9 protein-coding genes are annotated in these 14984 nt (G+C 72.5%); 6 read left to right on the plus strand and 3 right to left on the minus strand.

The annotated features are described in order from the left end of the window. Positions 1 to 206: 206 nt before the first annotated feature. Complete coding sequence (locus tag IG54_RS0106780; protein WP_030778518.1) at positions 207 to 4883, minus strand: ATP-dependent helicase; 4677 nt, start codon at positions 4881 to 4883, stop codon at positions 207 to 209. 430 nt (positions 4884 to 5313) lie between these two features. Beyond that, positions 5314 to 6291, minus strand: a complete 978-nt coding sequence (locus IG54_RS0106785) for a hypothetical protein (RefSeq protein WP_030778520.1) — start codon at positions 6289 to 6291, stop codon at positions 5314 to 5316. A gap of 80 nt (positions 6292 to 6371) precedes the next feature. Between IG54_RS0106785 and IG54_RS0106790 the strand changes: the two genes are divergently transcribed. Both IG54_RS0106790 and IG54_RS0106795 read left to right on the plus strand, forming a co-directional pair. Next, positions 6372 to 6566: a DUF3046 domain-containing protein gene (locus IG54_RS0106790; RefSeq protein ID WP_030778522.1), complete on the plus strand. Its 195-nt coding sequence runs from the start codon at positions 6372 to 6374 to the stop codon at positions 6564 to 6566. A 104-nt stretch (positions 6567 to 6670) separates the two neighbouring features. Next, positions 6671 to 7963 (plus strand): AI-2E family transporter, encoded by a 1293-nt coding sequence (locus IG54_RS0106795; protein WP_199809504.1) that lies wholly within the window; start codon positions 6671 to 6673, stop codon positions 7961 to 7963. Positions 7964 to 8001: 38 nt separating this feature from the next. Here the strand turns inward: IG54_RS0106795 and IG54_RS0106800 are convergent, their stop codons facing one another. Then, positions 8002 to 9138: a winged helix DNA-binding domain-containing protein gene (locus IG54_RS0106800; RefSeq protein ID WP_030778525.1), complete on the minus strand. Its 1137-nt coding sequence runs from the start codon at positions 9136 to 9138 to the stop codon at positions 8002 to 8004. A 312-nt stretch (positions 9139 to 9450) separates the two neighbouring features. Between IG54_RS0106800 and recA the strand changes: the two genes are divergently transcribed. From recA to IG54_RS0106820, 4 genes are all read left to right on the plus strand, one after another. Continuing rightward, the gene (gene recA, locus IG54_RS0106805) at positions 9451 to 10578 is read left to right on the plus strand and encodes a recombinase RecA (RefSeq protein ID WP_030778528.1); all 1128 of its coding nucleotides are present in this window, start codon (positions 9451 to 9453) and stop codon (positions 10576 to 10578) included. Between the two features lie 4 nt (positions 10579 to 10582). Then, positions 10583 to 11386 carry a recombination regulator RecX gene (gene recX / locus IG54_RS0106810; protein ID WP_030778530.1) on the plus strand — a complete coding sequence of 268 codons (804 nt, stop codon included), beginning with the start codon at positions 10583 to 10585 and terminating at the stop codon, positions 11384 to 11386. Between the two features lie 144 nt (positions 11387 to 11530). Next, positions 11531 to 12364, plus strand: a complete 834-nt coding sequence (locus tag IG54_RS37700; RefSeq protein ID WP_234336035.1) for a helix-turn-helix domain-containing protein — start codon at positions 11531 to 11533, stop codon at positions 12362 to 12364. Further along, positions 12361 to 14967 carry an FtsX-like permease family protein gene (locus IG54_RS0106820; protein ID WP_030778534.1) on the plus strand — a complete coding sequence of 869 codons (2607 nt, stop codon included), beginning with the start codon at positions 12361 to 12363 and terminating at the stop codon, positions 14965 to 14967. The genes IG54_RS37700 and IG54_RS0106820 overlap by 4 nt, the downstream gene beginning before the upstream one ends. Positions 14968 to 14984: the final 17 nt, after the last annotated feature.

A 14984-nucleotide genomic window follows, 5' to 3' on the forward strand; every position in this document is an offset into this window, starting at 1 on the left:
GGGCTAGGCGGGCTATGAGGGTTATGAGGGTTATGCCGGTGTCTTGAGGTGGGGGTTAGAGGGGCTGCCCGTTGGGTGGGTGTGGGTGTGGGTGTGGGTGTGGGCGGGGGTGGGTCCTCCCTACGGCCGGCAGGGCGAGGCAGGTCGGCGTACCCGGAGTGAGATCCGGGGGCGGCGGCCCCTCTGGCGCCGGCCGTCGGAGGCCGTCACGCGCGCAGCCGTAGTCCCCGGGGTGTCGCGTGGAAGCCGGCTCCTTCCAGGAGGGGGGCGAAGGGGGAGGTCAGCGCGGCGGCGGCATTGACGCGCTCCACTGTGACCGTGCCTAGGGAGCCCGCGCGGGCGGCTGAGGCCAGGGCCTCGGCGGCCGCGCGCAGCCGGGCGTCCTCGGTGACGGCCTCATCGGGGGCTCCGGGCCAGGCCAGGAGGGTCTTGCCCCCGCGCTCCATGTACAGGGTCAGCTCGCCGTCGACCAGGACGACGAGGGAGCCCGCCTTGCGGCCGGGTTTGTGGCTCGCACCGGTCGGCGGCTCGGGCCAGGGCAGGGCCGCGCCGTACGCGTTCGCCGGGTCGGCGGCGGCGAGGACGACGGCGGCCTGGGCGTCCGAGGGGCGGGAAGTGTCCGTGCGCTCCCGGGAGTTCGCCGTGGCGCGCAGGCGGTCCACCGCCCCGTCCATCGCGAACTGGGCCGCGCCGAGACCCTCCACCACGTAACCCCGCCGGGCCTGGCCGCTGTCCTCGAAGGCGGACAGGACGCGGTACGTCGCGGAGAAGCCGCCCTCCACGCCTTCGGCCGCCACCGCGCCGCGCGTCACCACGCCGTGCCGGTCCAGGAGGGCGCGGGCCAGGGCGTGGGCCCGCAGCGTCGGATCGGGCTCACGTGGCGGGAGCAGCGACCAGCGGCCCGCGACCGTCGGAGGCCCGGTGCGGGAGGCGGTCCGGGCAGCGGCGGTCAGGGTGCCGTAGCGCCCGCGCGGGATGCCTCGTTTGGCTCGGTGCGCCGTGGCGCCCGCGGTGCGGCCCGAGCCGAGGAGCGAGCGCATCGGGGCGAGCGTGTCATTCGTGAGCCGTCCTGACCATGCCAGGTCCCAGATGGCGTCGGCCAGTTGTGTATCCGAGGCCTCGGGGTGGGTGGTGGCGCGGACCTGGTCGGCGATCTGGCGGAAGAACAGGCCGTACCCCCCGGAGAGGGTGTCCAGGACCGACTGGTGCAGGGCGGTGAGTTCCAGGGGGTGTGGGGGCGGCAGCAGGAGCGGGGCCGTGTCGGCCAGGTAGAGGGAGACCCAGCCGTCCTTCCCCGGCAGGGATCCGGCGCCGGCCCAGACGACCTCGCCGGCCGCGGTCAGTTCGTCGAGCATGGCGGGGGCGTAACCGGAAACGCGCGACGGCAGGACGAGCTTCTCCAGCGCGGACGCCGGGACGGTCGCCCCCTGCAACTGCTCGATGGCGCGGGCCAGGCCGTCGATGCCGCGCAGGCCGTGGCCGCTCAAGTGCTGCCACTGGGGAAGGAACTGGGCGAGGGCCGACGGTGGCACCGGCTCCAACTCGTGCCGCAGGGCCGCCAGGGAGCGGCGGCGCAGGCGGCGCAGGACCGCCGCGTCGCACCACTCCTGGCCGATGCCCGCCGGGTGGAACTCTCCTTGTACGACACGGCCGTTCGCCGCGAGGCGTTGCAGCGCGCCCTCCGTGACCGCCGCTCCCAGGCCGAAGCGGGCGGCGGCGGTGGCGGTGGTGAAGGGCCCGTGCGTGCGCGCGAAGCGGGCCAGGAGGTCGCCGAACGGGTCCTTGACCGGCTCGGTGAAGGCCTCGGGGACCCCGACGGGCAGAGCCGTGCCCAGAGCGTCCCGCAGACGGCCCGCGTCCTCGATCGCCGCCCAGTGATCGGCCCCGGCGATCCGGACCCGGATGGCGCGGCGGGCGGATGCCAGCTCAACGGCCCACTCGGGCTCGGCGCCGCGCTCGGCCAGCTCGTCCCCGGTGAGGGGGCCGAGCAGGCGCAGCAGGTCGGCGACGCCTTCGAGGTCCTTGATCCGGCGGTCCTCCGTGCGCCACTGAAGCTCCTGCTCCAGCTCGGCGAGGACGTCCGCGTCGAGCAATTCGCGCAGCTCCGCCTGGCCGAGCAGCTCCGCGAGCAGGTGGGAGTCCAGGGAGAGGGCCGCCGCCCGGCGCTCGGCGAGGGGCGAGTCGCCCTCGTACAGGAACTGGGCCACGTACCCGAACAGGAGGGAGCGGGCGAACGGGGAGGGCTCGGGAGTGGTGACCTCGACGAGGCGGACGCTGCGGGCCTCGATGTCACCCATCAGTTCTGTGAGGCCCGGTACGTCGAAGACGTCCTGGAGGCATTCCCTGACGGCTTCCAGGACGATGGGGAACGATCCGAACTCGCTCGCCACTTCGAGCAGCTGGGCGGCGCGCTGGCGCTGCTGCCACAGGGGGGTGCGCTTGCCGGGGCTGCGGCGCGGCAGCAGCAGCGCTCGGGCGGCGCACTCCCGGAAGCGGGAGGCGAACAGGGCCGAGCCGCCCACCTGGTCGGTGACGATCTGGTTGACCTCGCCCTTGTCGAAGGCGACGTCGGCGGCTCCGATGGGGGCCTTGTCCGCGTCGTACTCCACGGCGGGCTCGGCGGGGTCCTGGTCGAGCAGGTCCAAACCCATCAGGTCGGCGTCCGGAAGGCGCAGCACGATGCCGTCGTCGGCGTGCATGACCTGCGCGTCCATGCCGTACCGCTCGGTCAGGCGGGCGCCGAGGGCGAGGGCCCACGGGGCGTGCACCTGTGCTCCGAAGGGGGAGTGCACGACGACCCGCCAGTCGCCCAGCTCGTCACGGAACCGCTCGACGACGATCGTCCGGTCGTCCGGGATGTGCCCGCAGGCCTCGCGCTGCTCCGCGAGGTAGGTGAGGACGTTGTCGGCGGCCCAGGAGTCGAGCCCCGCGGCGAGCAGCCGCACGCGCGCGTCCTCCCGCGAAAGCGCGCCGACCTCCCTGAGGAACGCGCCGAGCGCCCGGCCCAGTTCGAGCGGGCGGCCCAGCTGGTCGCCCTTCCAGAAGGGCAGGCGGCCCGGGACACCGGGGGCGGGGGAGACGAGGACGCGGTCGCGGGTGATGTCCTCGATGCGCCAGGAACTCGTGCCGAGCGTGAAGACGTCGCCCACCCGGGACTCGTAGACCATCTCCTCGTCCAACTCTCCGACGCGGCCGCCGCCCTTCTTGGGATCGGCGCCCGCGAGGAAGACACCGAAGAGGCCGCGGTCGGGGATCGTGCCCCCGGAGGTGACCGCGAGGCGCTGCGCGCCAGGCCGGCCGGTGACCGTGCCCGCCACGCGGTCCCAGACCACTCGGGGCCGCAGCTCCGCGAAGGCGTCGGAGGGATAGCGGCCGGCGAGCATGTCCAGGACGGCCGTGAACGCGGACTCCGGAAGCGAGGCGAAGGAGGCCGCCCGGCGGACCAGGGCGAGGAGGTCGTCGACCTGCCAGGTGTCGAGGGCGACCATCGCCACCAGCTGCTGCGCCAGCACGTCCAGGGGGTTGGCCGGGACGCGCAGCGACTCGATGGCGCCGGTCCGCATCCGCTCCGTGACGACCGCGGCCTGGACCAGGTCGCCGCGGTACTTGGGGAAGACGACTCCCGTGGAGACCGCGCCCACTTGGTGTCCCGCGCGGCCCACGCGCTGGAGCCCGGAGGCGACGGACGGCGGCGACTCGACCTGTACGACCAGGTCGACCGCGCCCATGTCGATGCCCAGCTCCAGGCTGGAGGTGGCGACCACGGCCGGCAGCCTGCCCGCCTTCAGGTCCTCCTCGACCTGGGCGCGCTGCTCCTTGGAGACCGACCCGTGGTGGGCGCGGGCCAGCAGGGGCGGGGCGCCCTTGGCGGCGCCGGACTCGGCCATCAGCTCCGCCGGGGAGTGATCGTCGGGGAGGGCCTCGCCGGTCGCTCGCTCGTACGCGATTTCGTTGAGGCGGTTGCACAGGCGCTCGGCCAGACGGCGGGAGTTGGCGAAGACGATCGTCGAGCGGTGCGACTGGACGAGGTCGGTGATGCGCTCCTCGACGTGCGGCCAGATCGAGGGGCGCTCGGCCGCCGCGCCCGTGCCGTCTCCGGAGTCGGCGGCCGGGGAGCCGCCCAGCTCCCCGAGGTCCTCGACCGGGACGACCACCGAAAGGTCGAACTCCTTGCCGGACGGCGGCTGGACGATCTCCACCTTGCGCTTGGGGGAGAGGTAGCGCGCGACCTCGTCCACCGGCCGGACCGTCGCCGACAGGCCGATGCGGCGCGCGGGCTTCGGCAGCAGCTCGTCGAGCCGCTCCAAGGACAGCGCGAGATGGGCGCCGCGCTTGGTGCCCGCCACGGCGTGCACCTCGTCGAGGATCACCGTCTCGATGCCCGTGAGCGCGTCCCGCGTGGCGGAGGTGAGCATCAGGAAGAGCGACTCGGGCGTGGTGATCAGGATGTCCGGCGGGCGGGTGGACAGGGCGCGACGCTCGGCGGGCGGGGTGTCGCCCGAACGGATACCGACGCGCACCTCCGGCTCGGGCAGGCCGAGACGCACGGATTCCTGGCGGATGCCGGTCAAGGGGCTGCGCAGATTGCGCTCCACGTCGACGGCGAGGGCCTTCAGCGGTGAGACGTACAGCACCCGGCAGCGCTTCTTCGGATCCGCGGGCGGTGGGGTGGAGGCCAGCTGGTCGAGCGCGGCCAGGAACGCGGCCAGGGTCTTGCCCGATCCCGTGGGCGCGACGACCAGCACGTCGGAGCCCTCGGCGATCGCCCGCCACGCGCCGGCCTGGGCGGAGGTGGGCGCGGAGAAGGCCCCCGTGAACCAACCGCGGGTCGCGGGGGAGAACTCATCGAGGGCGCCGTGGGCACCGGACGCGGAGCTGACCATGACCCCATCGTGCACCCCGCCACTGACAACGGCGTCGACCTGCGGAAATGGTGTCGCGCGCCGGGTGCGAGCGGCGGGCCTGGCAGTTGGGCGGAGGGGGTGTGCCGAGAGGTGTCCAAGCGGCGGTGCTGGTGCTGGTGCCGCTGTGGCGCTTGCCCGGCCAGCGCGGCTTGGGGTCGGACAGCGCGCCCGGGGGCGGGCAGCGGCGGCCCTGGCGGGCCTTGGCGGCCCTGGCAGGCCGATCCAGCGGGGTCCGGAGGGTTTGCGCCCTTGATCCCTGCGGGCCTACGAGGTGTCCGCGCGACGCGGCTGGCGGTGCTCCCCGGCTGATGCCCGCAGTCCGCGCTCCTCCCGGCCCGCGGGCGACGCTCCCCCGGGCTGAGGCCCGTCGGCGGCGCTCCCCGGGCTGAGGCCCGCCGACGGGCCTCCGTCAGTCGATGGGCCGCCCGTACGCCCGGAGCGTGCGCAGTGCCTCGATCGTCACGATCGGGCGCGACTCCAGGGCCGTGCCCGGTGCCCACTGCCGCCACCGGACGGGCCAGCCGCCGTCCTCCTGCTGTTCCCGCGCCAAGAAGTCCAGCGAGCGCTTCATCTCGGCGTCGGTGAACCACGCGCGCGCGAGCGACTCGGGTGCCTTCGCGAAGTCGTGCGCGAAGTGGTGCTCGCCCGGCGCGTACCCCGGCGACACCGGGAACGCGTCCAGATCCTCCGGGTCCAGGGCCGCGAGGCGCTGCTCGCGCACGAGGCGGCCGAGACGATCGGCCGCGGCCTGCGCGCGCGAGCGGTCGGGTACGCCGTCAAGGAAGGCGACGGCCGCCTGAACCTCGTACGGATGCGACTTCTCAAGAGATTCGACAGCGGCCCAGCAGAAGTCGGTGGCCCGGAAGAGCCAGGCGTGCCACACCTCATTGCGGTGCAGCAGACCCACCACGGGCCCCGTGGCGAGCAGCTCGCTGGGCGGGTCGTCCACGACCGGAACGAACGGCGCCGAGGGGTAGCCGCGCTGGCTGGGATGGATCGCGGGGAGAGCGCCCTCCGGCGTCGACACCGACGTCAGATAGCGGCATACGCGCTCCACCCGCTGTCCTCCGCAGCGCCGGATCGAGTCCAGGACCCGCAGCGCGTGCCCGGTGTGCAGCGGCTGGCTCACGGGACCGCGCAGATCGGGTTCGAGCGCGAAGCCGTAGCCGCCGTCCGGGGTGTCGTACGCCGCGAGGGCGGTCTCCACCGCGTCCGCGGCCTGCCGGCCCCCCTCAAGGAAGTGGTACGCGAACCGTCGCTGCTCGAGGACGCGCGCGGTGAGCCATACGAAGTGCTCCGCGTGGGCGACCGGGGAGGGCGCCGTATCGGGGGAGGGCCCGGGATCGGGGGAGGGCACTGGATCGGGGGATGCTCCGGTTTCGACCATGCCCCGACCGTAGGGTGGAAAGCGTTCTCGGCAAGCCCCCCTGTGCCGGGCTGCACTCTCTGGGGCGCGATACTGGAGGCATGCGGTTGACGGTCTTCTGGCAGCGGATGGCGGCTCACTTCGGAGCGGGCTACGCCGACTCCTTCGCGCGCGATCACGTGATGGCGGAACTGGGCGGCCGCACGGTCCACGAAGCGCTGGACGCGGGTTGGGAGGCCAAGGACGTCTGGCGCGCGGTCTGCACGGCCATGGACGTACCGGCCGAAAAGCGCTGACTACGGACGGCTCGCTGCCGTTGGCAGGCCGCCACGCGCGCGTAGGCCGTCCCAAGATGCGGGGGTGGCGGCCGATTGCCGGCCGCGTGGGCGAGACTGGCTCCGTGGCACCCACAGACGAGACCGCGCAGGTCACCCAGGACAACGCTCCGCTCGGCACGACGCCGCCCGCCCAGCCCCCCACCGGGGCAGAGGCAGATTGCGGTGCCCGCATGCCGCGCTGGCTGCCGCGTGCCATGGTGCTGGCCCTCGCGCTCGTCGCCTGCTTCCAGCTGGGCAGTTGGGCCTTCCACCAGCTGACCGGACTGCTGATCAACGTCCTGATCGCGTTCTTCTTGGCGCTCGCCGTCGAGCCGGCGGTGAGCTGGATGGCGGCGCGCGGGCTGCGCAGGGGCTTCGCCACGTTCATCGTCTTCATGAGCGTCGTGATCGCGAGCGCGGGCTTCGTCACGCTGATGGGCTCGATGCTGGCGGGCCAGATCGTCGACATGGTCGAGGACTTCCCCGACTACCTCGACAAGGTCATCAGCTGGATCAACCAGACGTTCCACACGGACCTCTCCCGCGTCGAGGTGCAGGACAGCCTGGTCCACTCCGATTGGCTACAGAAGTACGTGCAGAACAGCGCCAGCGGCGTCCTGGACGTCTCCGCGCAGGTCCTCGGCGGCCTCTTCCAGCTCCTGACCATCCTGCTGTTCTCGTTCTACTTCGCGGCCGACGGCCCGCGGTTGCGGCGCGCGCTGTGCTCGGTGCTGCCGCCCGCCAAGCAGGCCGAGGTGCTGCGCGCCTGGGAGATCGCGGTCGACAAGACCGGCGGCTACCTCTACTCGCGCGGCCTGATGGCGCTGATCTCCGGGGTCGCCCACTACATCCTGCTCCAGACGCTCGACGTCCCCTACGCGCCCGTGCTGGCCGTGTGGGTGGGCCTGGTCTCCCAGTTCATCCCCACCATCGGCACGTACCTGGCGGGTGCCCTGCCGATGCTGATCGCCTTCACGGTCGATCCCTGGTACGCGCTCTGGGTGCTGATCTTCGTCGTGATCTACCAGCAGTTCGAGAACTACGTACTACAGCCCAAGCTCACCGCCAAGAGCGTGGACATCCACCCCGCCGTCGCCTTCGGTTCGGTCATCGCGGGGACGGCGCTCCTCGGCGCGGTCGGGGCGCTCGTCGCCATCCCGGCCGTCGCGACCCTCCAGGCCTTCCTGGGGGCGTACGTGAAGAGGTACGACGTCACGGACGACCCCCGGGTGCACGGGCACCGGCGCCGGGTCGGACCACCCCTCCTCGCGCGCGTGCGGCGCGCTCTGCGCGGGCCGAACCACCCAGAGGCGGCGGCGGAGGCCGAGACACGGCCAGGAGCCGAGACACGGCCGGGGTCCGACGGGCGCCGATAGGGCACGCGACAGCCCCGGGGACGCGAGGGAACCGCTGTTCACAGCGGCAGTGAGCGGACCTCCGCCTCGGGGAGCCTGGCCCACCAGTAGTGATGGCGGCTGTAGACCTTCGTCTCACGGCTGGCGAGCAGCGCGGTCAGGGAGCGGGCCTCCGCCGCGAGCCCTTCCCAGGTCTCGGGGGACAGGGGATGGAAGGCCGTGGCCTCGATGCGGCCGTCCACCTGCCGCCACACCCCGGCGACGTGGCCGTCCACCAGGAGGGTGGGCAGCACGTCGCCGTTCTTCCGGATCACCAGGGGGCGGTAGGGCGGGGGTATCACCCGCCCCCGGTCGGCGTACGCCAGCAGGACGCTGTCCCACATCGCCATGAGCCGGGGCGGGGCGGGGGTGTCCGCGTCCGGCCGGGAGGCGGCCGGCAGGTCGAACAGCGTGCTGCCGTCCGGCCCCTGGAGCAGCTCCACGGCGCCGTCCAGGGCGCGCAGCGCCTCGCGTACGGCAGCCCGTCCCACCATGGAGAACTGCGCCACGTCCGCCACGGACGCGGGACCGAACCCCGCCAGATAGCGCAGGATCAGGGCCCGCAGTGCCTCCGGTTCCACCGTCCGCCCCACAGGCAGCGGCCCTGCCTCGGCCGCCACGAAGGACGGCCGTATGCCGAACGACCACGGCGCGTCGGTCGGGGCGTGATGGAGCGGCGCGTATGCCTTCAGGCCCCACCACGCCCCGCCGGCCTTCTCGGAGCCGAGCCGCTCCTCGACCCACGCCTGCATCTCGGCCGAGGTCCGGGGCCGGGCGGCGAAGGCCAGCAGCTCCGGCACCAGCTCCTCGGCGTCCGCGGGCGTCAGGCCCGCCGCGGCGAAGCGGTGACCGAGCCGGGAGCCGTACAGGGTCGGCTGCGTGGCCCCGCGGAAGTGCCGATAGTCCTCGGCGTGTACGGCGTGCAGGGTGATCCGCATCAGGGTGGCCTTGACCATCGCGCGCTGGGCGAAGGCGGCGTCGAGGTCGGACGGGGAGAAGTCCCTGAGCCGGTTCCAGAGCGCGAGGTACGGCGAGGCCGGGTGCTGCGCCTGGAGCGCGACCACGCGTCGTATGCCGTCCTGGACGGTAAGAGGCTCGCGCTCCAGCAGCAGCTGGCGGCTGAGAGTGGCCCGGTTGAGTTCGCCCGCATTGATCATCACAGCGCGGGATTCTGCCCTGGCCCACCTCGTTCCGACCAGTGTCCGCCGCGTCCTCGCGGCCCGGCCGGGACGGGCGGCGGATGCGGCGTGCCGCGCTTGACACCAAAATCGAACATCCATTCTTATGGGGGTGTCCGGCGGCGATTTTCCGGGGGTGCGAGGGGGGATCCCCGTCACGTTCCGGAGGATTTCGGCGAGGGAGGCCCTCGAGTTATCCACAGGCTGGACGGGCGTCGGGGCGGATTGTCAGTGGCAGGCGTTAGCGTCTTTGACGTGAAGCGATCGACTCAAGCAAATCGGGTGGAACCCATGGCAGGAACCGACCGCGAGAAGGCGCTCGACGCCGCGCTCGCACAGATTGAACGGCAGTTCGGCAAGGGCGCAGTGATGCGCATGGGCGAGCGGCCGAATGAGCCCATCGAGGTCATCCCCACCGGGTCGACCGCGCTCGACGTCGCGCTCGGCGTCGGCGGCATCCCCCGCGGCCGTGTGGTGGAGGTGTACGGACCGGAGTCCTCCGGTAAGACGACCCTCACGCTGCACGCCGTGGCCAACGCCCAGCGGGCGGGCGGCGCGGTGGCCTTCGTGGACGCCGAGCACGCCCTCGACCCCGAGTACGCGAAGAAGCTCGGCGTCGACATCGACAACCTCATCCTGTCCCAGCCGGACAACGGCGAGCAGGCTCTCGAGATCGTCGACATGCTGGTCCGGTCCGGCGCCCTCGACCTCATCGTCATCGACTCCGTCGCCGCCCTGGTGCCGCGCGCGGAGATCGAGGGCGAGATGGGCGACTCGCACGTGGGTCTTCAGGCCCGCCTGATGAGCCAGGCGCTCCGGAAGATCACCAGCGCGCTCAACCAGTCCAAGACCACAGCGATCTTCATCAACCAGCTCCGCGAGAAGATCGGCGTCATGTTCGGCTCCCCGGAGACCACGACCGGTGGCCGGGCGCTGAAGTTCTACGCCTCGGTGCGCATGGACATCCGCCGCATCGAGACCCTGAAGGACGGCACGGACGCGGTGGGCAACCGCACCCGCGTCAAGGTCGTCAAGAACAAGGTCGCGCCGCCCTTCAAGCAGGCCGAGTTCGACATCCTCTACGGCCAGGGCATCAGCCGCGAGGGCGGCCTGATCGACATGGGCGTCGAGCACGGCTTCGTCCGCAAGGCCGGCGCCTGGTACACGTACGAGGGCGACCAGCTCGGCCAGGGCAAGGAGAACGCGCGGAACTTCCTGAAGGACAACCCCGACCTCGCCAACGAGATCGAGAGGAAGATCAAGGAGAAGCTGGGCGTCGGTGTGAAGCCCGAGGCCCCGGCCGCCGAGCCGGGCACGGACGCGGCGGGCGCGGCCGCCCCGGCCGAGGACGCCGCCAAGACGGTTCCCGCGCCGGCCGCCAAGGCCGCCAAGTCCAAGACCGCGGCGGCCAAGAGCTAGTCCGGTGACGCGACGAACCGACTGGGCGGACCACACCGCCTCCGAAAGCCGCCCCGGCGCCACGGGGCGGGGCCACGGGGGCGGTGCGGATCAGGACGGCGTCGACCAGGACCTCGGCCGTGGCTTCCGGGAGGACGGCCGCGGTTCCTTGGCGGGCGACGGGACCGGCTCGCGGGACGGTGACGGCTCCCGGGAGGACGGCACCGGCCGGAGCGGCGGGCACCGACGGCGGCGCGGCGGCTTCGGCGACCGCCAGGACGGCGGCACCCCTTCCTCGTCGAGGGCCGAGAAGGGGGAGCCGCCGACGGGGGATCCGGCTGAGCGGGCGCGGGCGATCTGTCTGCGCCTGCTCACCGGTACCGCGCGTACGCGCAAGCAGCTCGCCGACGCGCTGCGCAAGCGGGAGATCCCCGACGACGTGGCGGAAGAAGTCCTCTCCCGCTTCGAAGAGGTCGGGCTGATCAATGACAGCGCCTTCGCGGACGCCTGGGTGGAGTCGCGGCACCACGGCCGGGGCCTTGCCCGGCGCGCGCTCGCCAGGGAGCTGCGTACCAAGGGCGTGGAGTCCACGCTGATCGACGAAGCCGTGGGGCAGCTCGACTCGGAGCAGGAGGAGGCGACCGCCCGCGAGCTGGTCGCCCGCAAGCTCCGCTCCACGCGCGGCCTCGATCGGGACAAGCGGCTGCGTCGCCTCGCGGGCATGCTCGCCCGCAAGGGTTACGGGGAGGGCATGGCGCTCAGAGTGGTCCGGCAGGCCCTCGAAGAAGAGGGCGAAAACACGGAGGACTTGGGATACGAGACGTTCTGAGTGGGCCGCCCCCACGGGGGTGGGGCGGCATCCAGAACGGTCCACGTATCTCAACTCGCGCTCCGCAGGGTGGGGTTATCCCCCCTGCGGAGACGCCGGACCACCACAGTGCCCAGGAAGGTGTGCACAGGCGACTGTGTACACATGACAAAGAGACCCGGTACCACTGGCGCGGCGCACGCCGCCGACTCCGCATCCGGCACGGCATCCAGTACGGCTTCGGGGCTGGCGTCGCCCTCGGCAGCCGGTCCGGGTCGGGGCCCATCGACGGATCCCGCACGGCCGATCCCGGCTCCGGACTCGGCTCCGGGCTCGGGCTTACGGCAGGGTTCGCACCCGCCTCCCGAAGAGCTGACCGATCTGCGCCTGCTCAAGGCGCTCGCGCAGCCGCGGCGGCAGCAGATGTTGCAGCACCTCACCCTGCACGGTCCGGCCACCTCGGCGACGCTTGCCCGGGCGCTCGGCCTCAATACTGGGGCGACCAGCTACCACCTGCGCGAGCTGGCCCGCTACGGCTTCGTCGAGGAGACGTCGGGCTCCGGGCACGGGCGTGAGCGCTGGTGGCGGGCCGTCCCCGGTGACCGGCGCTTTCCGCCGCGCAGCAGGCAGAGCCCCGCGACACGGCGCGTCATGGACGAGCTGAACCACCTCTCGTACGCCGCCGACCTCGACCTCTTCGAGCAGTTGCAGCGCGAGGCCGATGCCGGACTCGGCGAGTGGGCCGACGCGTTCCCCTACTCGCGCGGCACGATCCGGCTGACCCTCCCTGAACTCCGTGAGTTCTTCGAGGAGTACATCGCGCTGCTCAACCGCTACAAGCGGCCCGCCGCCGACACCCCGGCCGAGGCCCGCACCGTGCTCACCCGCCTCCTGGCCTTCCCCGCGCCCGCGCCCACCGCGCAGGCCGCGCACGCCGCCCCCGCTTCCCCCTCCCCGAACTCCCCTTCCCAGAACCGGAAAGAGACCGAGCTTTCATGATGCTGCGCTACGCACTGCAAACGGTCCGGGACCGCAAGGGCGGGTTCCTGGGCGCCTTCCTCGCGCTGATGTGCGCCGCCGCGCTCATCACGGCCTGCGGCACCCTCATGGAGACGGGCCTGCGCGGCACGATCAAGACCGAGCGATACGCCGCCGCGCCCGTTATCGTCTCCGCCGACCAGAACGTCCACCAGACCACGGTCAAGCACAAGAAGGGCAAGACGAAGATCAAGCACAAGGCGAAACCGATCGCCGAGCGGGCCTGGCTGTCGGCCGACGACATCGAGAGCAGACTCAGGAAGGCCCCGGGCGTCGACGCGATCGTGCCCGAACTGACTTTCCTCGCACAGCCGTTGACGCCGCCCGGCGCGACGGGCGATGACAGACCCGCGTACGGGCATGCCTGGACTTCGGCCGCCCTCACCCCTTTCCGCCTCGTCGACGGCAGAGCCCCGAGCGCGGCCGGTGATCTCGTCATCGACCGTGACCTCGCCGACCGCGCCGAGCTGAAGCCCGGCGACCGGCTCACCGTCCAGTCGACGCAGAGCCCGCGCAGCTACCGCGTCACCGGCATCGCCGCCCCCGCCGGCGGCGCCCTCGCCCACCAGACCTCGCTCTTCTTCTCCTCCGAGGAGGCCGAGCGGCTCGCCGCGCACCCCGGAAAGGTCAGTGCCTTCGGCGTCATACCGGACCGAGGCACCGATGTCGCCGACCTCAAGCAGGCCGTAGCGCACGCCCTCGACGGCACGACAGCGCAGGTCAGCACGGGTGACGGCCGCGGACCCGTCGAGTTCCTGGACGCCGCGGGCGACCGCGTCAAGCTCATCAGCATGGGCGGCGCCATGGGTGGCACCTCCCTGCTCGTCGCCATCCTCGTGGTCGTCGGCACCTTCGCGCTCTCCGTGCAGCAGCGCCACCGCGAACTCGCCCTGCTGCGTGCCGTCGCCGCGACACCGAAGCAGATACGCAGGCTGCTCGGACGCGAGGCGCTGCTCGTCGGCGCCGCGGCGGGCGTCATCGGCTCGCTCGCCGGAATCCCGCTCGGCGCCTGGCTGCACGGCCGGTTCGTGGAGGCGGGGGCAATCTCCGCCACCCTCGAACGCGCCGTCAGTGTCTTCCCGCCCTTCGTCGCCATCGGCGCGACCCTGCTCGGCGCCTGGGCCGCCGCCCGCATCGCCGGCCGCCGGATCGTCCGTATCCGCCCCGCCGAGGCCCTTGCCGAGGCCCGGGTCGAGCGGGACAGGCCCGCGTGGAGCCGCGTCATCGCCGGTCTCGTCCTCCTCGTGGGCGGCATCGTCCTGGTCGCCGTCCTGAGCGTGCTGCGCACCGAGGCCGCGTCGACCCCCGTGACGTATCTGGCCGTTGTGGTCTTCGCCTGCGCCATCGCGCTCCTCGGCCCGTTCGTCGTCCGAGGCGCCGCCGCACTGCTGACCGGCCTCCTCCGGCTGACCGGACCGTCCGGCAAGCTCGCCCACGCCAACCTGCGCGGCAACGCGGCCCGGATGGCCGCCGCCGTCACCCCCCTCGCCCTCCTCACCGGCATGACCTGCACCGTCCTCTTCATGCAGCCCACCCTCGGCGACGCCGCCCGCACCCAGGCCCGCGACGGCATCCGCGCGAACTGGGTGCTCGCCGCTCAGGGGCCGGGCGTCCCGGCGCAGGCCGCGCGGGCCGTCCGTAGTGCCGAGGGCGTCGAGGCCGCCACCGAGGTCGTCCGCACCACCGTGCGCGTCGGACTCGTCAAGTACCCGGCGCAGGGCGTCACTCCGGAAGGCCTCACCCGCACCTGGGACCCGGATATCACCTCCGGAACCCTTAAGGGCTTCGGCAAGGACAGCGTCGCCATCAGCGAACGGGCAGCAGACCAGCTCGGCCTGAAGCCGGGCGACACGCTCAAATTCACCCTCGGAGACGGCACGAAGGCCGAACTCACCGTGCGTGCCGTGTACGCCCGCGGGCTCGGGTTCGGCGATCTGACCATGGCGCACGGCCTGGTCGCCCGCCACGTCGACAACCCGCTCGCCACCATGGTCCTCGTCAAGAGCGGCCCCAAGAGCGACCTCAAGAACAATCTCAAGAGCGACCTCCAGAACGACCTCGCCAACAACCGTACGGAGAAACAACTCACGGCAGCCGTCGCGAAGTTCCCGGGCGTGAGGGTTCTGGACCCGGCCGCCTTCGACGGGCTCGAAGCCGACCGTCAGCAGGCCAACGCGGAGGTGAACCTCCTCGCCATGGGCCTCGTCCTGGCCTTCACCGCCATCGCGGTCGTCAACACCCTCGCGATGTCCGTCTCGGAGCGCATCCGGGAGTTCGCGATGCTCCGGCTCGCGGGCGCCACACGCCGACAGGTGCTGCGCATGCTGCGCATCGAGGCGCTGTCGGTCCTGCTCATCGGCGCGGTGCTCGGCAGCGGGGTGGCGCTCGCCGTCCTGACCGCCTTCAGCGTCGGCATAACGGGCAGCGCGGCACCGGCGGTCACCCCCCTGGTGTACGTCTCCGTGGTCGCCGTCGCCGGACTGCTCGCCCTGGTGGCGACAGCGCTGCCGGGCCGCGCCGCCCTGAGGCCCCTCCCGGTCGCCGTGGCGACGGCAAAGGAGTAGGCGTGGCGACGGCAAAG

Origin of the sequence: Streptomyces sp. NRRL S-920 (assembly GCF_000717945.1) — a bacterium.
GTDB lineage: Bacteria > Actinomycetota > Actinomycetes > Streptomycetales > Streptomycetaceae > Streptomyces > Streptomyces alboniger.

What these genes read in the sequence shown, in the direction of transcription:
- IG54_RS0106780 (WP_030778518.1), bottom strand. Translation starts at nt 4,883, where the DNA reads ATGGTCAGCTCCGCGTCCGGTGCCCACGGCGCCCTCGATGAGTTCTCC.
- IG54_RS0106785 (WP_030778520.1), bottom strand. Translation starts at nt 6,291, where the DNA reads ATGGTCGAAACCGGAGCATCCCCCGATCCAGTGCCCTCCCCCGATCCC.
- IG54_RS0106790 (WP_030778522.1), top strand. Translation starts at nt 6,372, where the DNA reads ATGCGGTTGACGGTCTTCTGGCAGCGGATGGCGGCTCACTTCGGAGCG.
- IG54_RS0106800 (WP_030778525.1), bottom strand. Translation starts at nt 9,138, where the DNA reads ATGATCAATGCGGGCGAACTCAACCGGGCCACTCTCAGCCGCCAGCTG.
- recA (WP_030778528.1), top strand. Translation starts at nt 9,451, where the DNA reads ATGGCAGGAACCGACCGCGAGAAGGCGCTCGACGCCGCGCTCGCACAG.
- IG54_RS37700 (WP_234336035.1), top strand. Translation starts at nt 11,531, where the DNA reads ATGACAAAGAGACCCGGTACCACTGGCGCGGCGCACGCCGCCGACTCC.
- IG54_RS0106820 (WP_030778534.1), top strand. Translation starts at nt 12,361, where the DNA reads ATGATGCTGCGCTACGCACTGCAAACGGTCCGGGACCGCAAGGGCGGG.